Below are 3953 nucleotides of genomic sequence, written 5' to 3'. Positions count from 1 at the left end.
GCCGTCTGATCGGCGGATAACGCTTCGCGTTATTCGCCCTACGTAGTGGCCATGAGGCATGGCGTTTTCCGTGGGGTTCCGCGCGCGATGGCGTGAGGCCGTGCGGAATTTTTGCCCGTGGGTGTGGCCTGATGCATCGCTGGTGCAGTCAAATCAGCGATGGATGCCTCGGCGTCCTCCCGGCCCGCTTTCGGGGTCGCCTGACCAGGTACACACGGACGATGAGCCAACACTCGCAATTCGCCCTGCTGGGCTCCCGGCGTTTCCTGCCGTTCTTCATCACCCAGCTGCTCGGCGCCTTCAACGACAACATCTTCAAGCAGTCGCTGATCCTGGCGATCCTCTACCACCTGAGCGTCGGCGGGGACCGCAACCTGCTGGTCAACCTCTGCGCGCTGCTGTTCATCCTGCCGTTCTTCCTGTTCTCCGCCCTCGGCGGGCAGTTCGGCGAGAAATTCAACAAGGACGCGCTGATGCGCGCGCTGAAGCTCGCCGAGATCGTCATCATGCTGGTCGGCGCGGCGGGCTTCCTGCTCGGCAGCCTGCCGCTGCTGTTCCTCGCGCTGTTCGCCATGGGCACCCACTCCGCGCTGTTCGGCCCGGTTAAGTACTCGATCCTGCCGCAGCACCTGCGCGACGACGAGCTGGTGGGCGGCAACGCCCTGGTGGAGATGGGCACCTTCCTGGCCATCCTCGCCGGCACCATCGGCGCTGGCGTGCTGATGTCGCGCCAGGCCTACGCGCCGGGGGTAGCCGTCGCCGTGGTACTGGTGGCCGCCTGCGGCTTCCTGGCCAGCCGCGGCATTCCCCGCGCCGCCGCCGCGCTGCCGCAACTGCAGCTGGACTGGAACATCTTCAAGCAGTCCTGGGCCATCCTGCGCCTGGGGCTGGGCCAGCGCCCGGCGGTGTCGCGCTCGCTGGTGGGCAACTCCTGGTTCTGGTTCCTCGGCGCGGTCTACCTGACGCAGATCCCGACCTACGCCAAGGAGCTGTTGCACGGCGACGAGAGTGTGGTGACGCTGATCCTCACGGTGTTCTCGGTGGGCATCGCGCTGGGTTCGATGCTCTGCGAGAAGCTGTCGGGGAAAAAGGTGGAGATCGGCCTGGTGCCCTTCGGCTCCATCGGCCTGAGCCTGTTCGGCATCCTCTTGTGGTGGCACAGCGGCGGCTTCCCGGTCGGTGCCGCGCCCTACAACTGGCTCGAGGTGCTGGAGCACCCGCAGAGCTGGGCGGTGCTCGGCGACATCCTCGGCATCGGCGTGTTCGGCGGCTTCTACATCGTGCCGCTGTACGCCCTGATCCAGGCGCGCACCGACGAGGACAAGCGGGCGCGGGTGATCGCCGCGAACAACATCCTCAACGCCCTGTTCATGGTGGTGGCGGCGATCGTCTCGATCCTGCTGCTGTCGGTGGCCGGGCTGAGCATTCCCGAGCTGTTCCTGGTGCTGTCGCTGATGAACGTCGCGGTGAACGTGTACATCTTCAAGATCGTGCCGGAGTTCACCATGCGTTTCCTGGTCTGGCTGCTCAGCCACTCCATGTACCGCGTCGACCACCAGAACCTCGAGGCGATTCCCGACGAGGGCCCGGTGGTGCTGGTGTGCAACCACGTGTCCTTCGTCGACGCGCTGCTCATCGCCGGTTCGATCCGCCGCCCGGTGCGCTTCGTGATGTACTACAAGATCTTCCAGCTGCCGGTGCTCAACTTCATCTTCCGCACCGCCGGCGCCGTGCCCATCGCCGCGCGCCACGAGGACGAACGCATCTACGAGGAGGCGTTCCGCCGGGTGGCCGAGTACCTGAAGGAAGGCGAGGTGGTGTGCATCTTCCCGGAGGGCAAGCTGACCCTGGACGGCGAGATGAACGAGTTCCGCGGCGGGGTCGAGCGGATCATCGAGGAAACCCCGGTGCCGGTGATTCCCATGGCCCTGCAGGGCCTGTGGGGCAGCTTCTTCAGTCGCGACCCGCACAAGGGCTTCCTCAAGCGCCTGTGGTCGCGCGTGCGCCTGGTGGCGGGGCAACCACTGCCGCCTCAGGACGCCCGGCGCGAGCAACTGCAGGCGCTGGTGACCGACCTGCGCGGCAGCGTCCGCTGAAAAGAAAAAGCCCCGGCAGTGCCGGGGCTTTTTCTTCGGTGGGCGAGGTTCAGATGACCTGAACTTCGTCCGCCTGCAGGCCTTTCTGGCCTTCAACAACGATGAAGGAGACCTTCTGGCCTTCCTGCAGCGATTTGAAGCCATTGCCCTGGATGGAACGGAAATGAACGAACAGGTCGCCACCGCTCTCCTGGGTGATGAAGCCAAAGCCCTTGGCATCGTTGAACCATTTGACGGTGCCGGTCTGACGATTCGACATGGAATTACACCTTGAACGTAGTGGATTGCTGCGCGACGGCGTCGCGCCGGTTCTGAGTTGCAAGGTGTGGGCCGGGCCGGACGATGGGCGTCGCCGCCTTCAGGTCATCAGCCTTGACGATCCTGGCAAGCACAGTTGCCGCAGCATACCGGGAGTTTTCCGGGAAAGCGACAGTACGGGCGTACCGATTTCAGTGGCTGAGTTTCAGCCCCAGCAGGCCGCAGAGAATCAGCGCGATACTGAGCAGACGCAGCGGCCCCACCGACTCGCCGAACAGCAGAATCCCGAGGGTCACGGTGCCCAGCGCGCCGATGCCGGTCCAGATCGCGTAGGCAGTGCCCAGCGGCAGGTGCTTCATGGCCAGGCCGAGCAGGCCGATGCTGGCGGCCATGGCCAGCGCGGTCAGCACGCTGGGCCACAGGCGGGTGAAACCTTCGGTGTATTTCAGACCGACGGCCCAGGCCACTTCGAAGAGGCCGGCGACGATCAGGATGAACCAGGACATGGGGTGTACCTCCGGGTGGCCATGGGAAATCAGGGCCGTCCCCGTTGTTGCACCTGGCGGTGGTGAGGTCGTCCTCACGATGCGCAATATTCTGCACATTGCGCCGCGGGCGGCAACCCGCGGCGGTTGTCAGGAAGCGTTTCCAGGCTGGTCGTCCAGGCGCCGGAACCAGCTGGCGAGGGTTGCCCCGGAGATGTTGTGCCAGACGCTGAACAACGCGCTGGGCACTGCCGCCAGGGGCGAGAAGTGCGCGCTGGCGAGCGCCGCGCCAAGCCCGGAGTTCTGCATGCCGACTTCCAGCGCCAGCGACTTGCGCTGCGCCAGGGGCAGGCCGAAGACGCGCCCGGCGAGGTAGCCGAGGAGGAAGCCGAAGCCGTTGTGGAGGATCACCACGGCCATGATCAGCAGGCCGGATTCGGCGATCTTCGCCTGGCTCGCCGCCACCACCGCCGCGACTATCACCACGATGCACACCACCGATACCAGCGGCAGCACTTCCACCACCTTGCCCACCCGCGCGCCGAACAGGCGCTGGGCGACCACGCCGAGGGCGATGGGCAGCAGCACCACCTGGAGGATCGACCAGAACAGGTCGGCGAAGGACACCGGCAGCCAGGCCGAGGCCAGCAGCCAGATCAGCGCCGGGGTCAGCAGCGGGGCGAGGAGGGTGGTCACCGCGGCGATCGCCACCGACAGCGCCAGGTCGCCGCGCGCCAGCCAGGTCATGACGTTGGACGCGGTGCCGCTGGGGCAGCAGCCGACCAGGATCACCCCCACGGCGATCTCCGGCGGCAGGCGCAGCGCCTGGCACAGCAGCCAGGCCACGCCGGGCATGATGACGAAGTGGGCGACCACGCCCAGGCAGACGCGCCAGGGGTGGCGGGCCACGGCGGCGAAGTCTTCGAGTTTCAGGGTCAGGCCCATGCCGAACATGACGATGCCGAGCATCGGCACGATCGCCGGCGCCAGCGGGCGGAACCATTGCGGAGCGAAAAAGGCGAGGACGGCGAACAGCAGGACCCAGAGGGCGAAGGTGTTGCCGACGAAGCGGCTCAGCAGGGCGATGGCGCGCATGGGCGGCGCTCCTTGTTCT

Annotated in this window: 4 protein-coding genes; 1 reads left to right on the top strand and 3 read right to left on the bottom strand. The window is 66.4% G+C overall.

Annotated features, from left to right (window positions below; translation table 11 throughout):
* The first annotated feature begins 221 nt into the window (after nucleotides 1-221).
* Nucleotides 222-2096, top strand: coding sequence for an MFS transporter (locus P3W75_RS03250; protein WP_276225941.1), 1875 nt, complete (start codon nucleotides 222-224; stop codon nucleotides 2094-2096).
* Between the two features lie 49 nt (nucleotides 2097-2145).
* Here the strand turns inward: P3W75_RS03250 and P3W75_RS03245 are convergent, their stop codons facing one another.
* The 3 genes from P3W75_RS03245 to P3W75_RS03235 all read right to left on the bottom strand — a co-directional run bounded on the left by P3W75_RS03245 (nucleotide 2146) and on the right by P3W75_RS03235 (nucleotide 3934).
* On the bottom strand, nucleotides 2146-2355 hold the full coding sequence (locus tag P3W75_RS03245) for a cold-shock protein (protein WP_276225940.1): 210 nt from the start codon (nucleotides 2353-2355) through the stop codon (nucleotides 2146-2148).
* Nucleotides 2356-2545: 190 nt separating this feature from the next.
* A complete protein-coding gene (gene sugE / locus P3W75_RS03240) occupies nucleotides 2546-2860 on the bottom strand; it encodes a quaternary ammonium compound efflux SMR transporter SugE (protein ID WP_276225939.1) in 315 nt (104 codons plus the stop codon).
* Between the two features lie 129 nt (nucleotides 2861-2989).
* Nucleotides 2990-3934, bottom strand: a complete 945-nt coding sequence (locus P3W75_RS03235; RefSeq protein ID WP_276225938.1) for a bile acid:sodium symporter family protein — start codon at nucleotides 3932-3934, stop codon at nucleotides 2990-2992.
* Nucleotides 3935-3953 lie beyond the last annotated feature (19 nt).

The sequence above is a fragment of the Pseudomonas citronellolis genome, from assembly GCF_029335315.1.
Taxonomy (GTDB): Bacteria; Pseudomonadota; Gammaproteobacteria; order Pseudomonadales; family Pseudomonadaceae; genus Pseudomonas; species Pseudomonas citronellolis_A.
The sequence above is the reverse complement of the archived record's forward strand: the minus strand, read 5'-3'. Positions and strand labels throughout refer to the sequence as shown.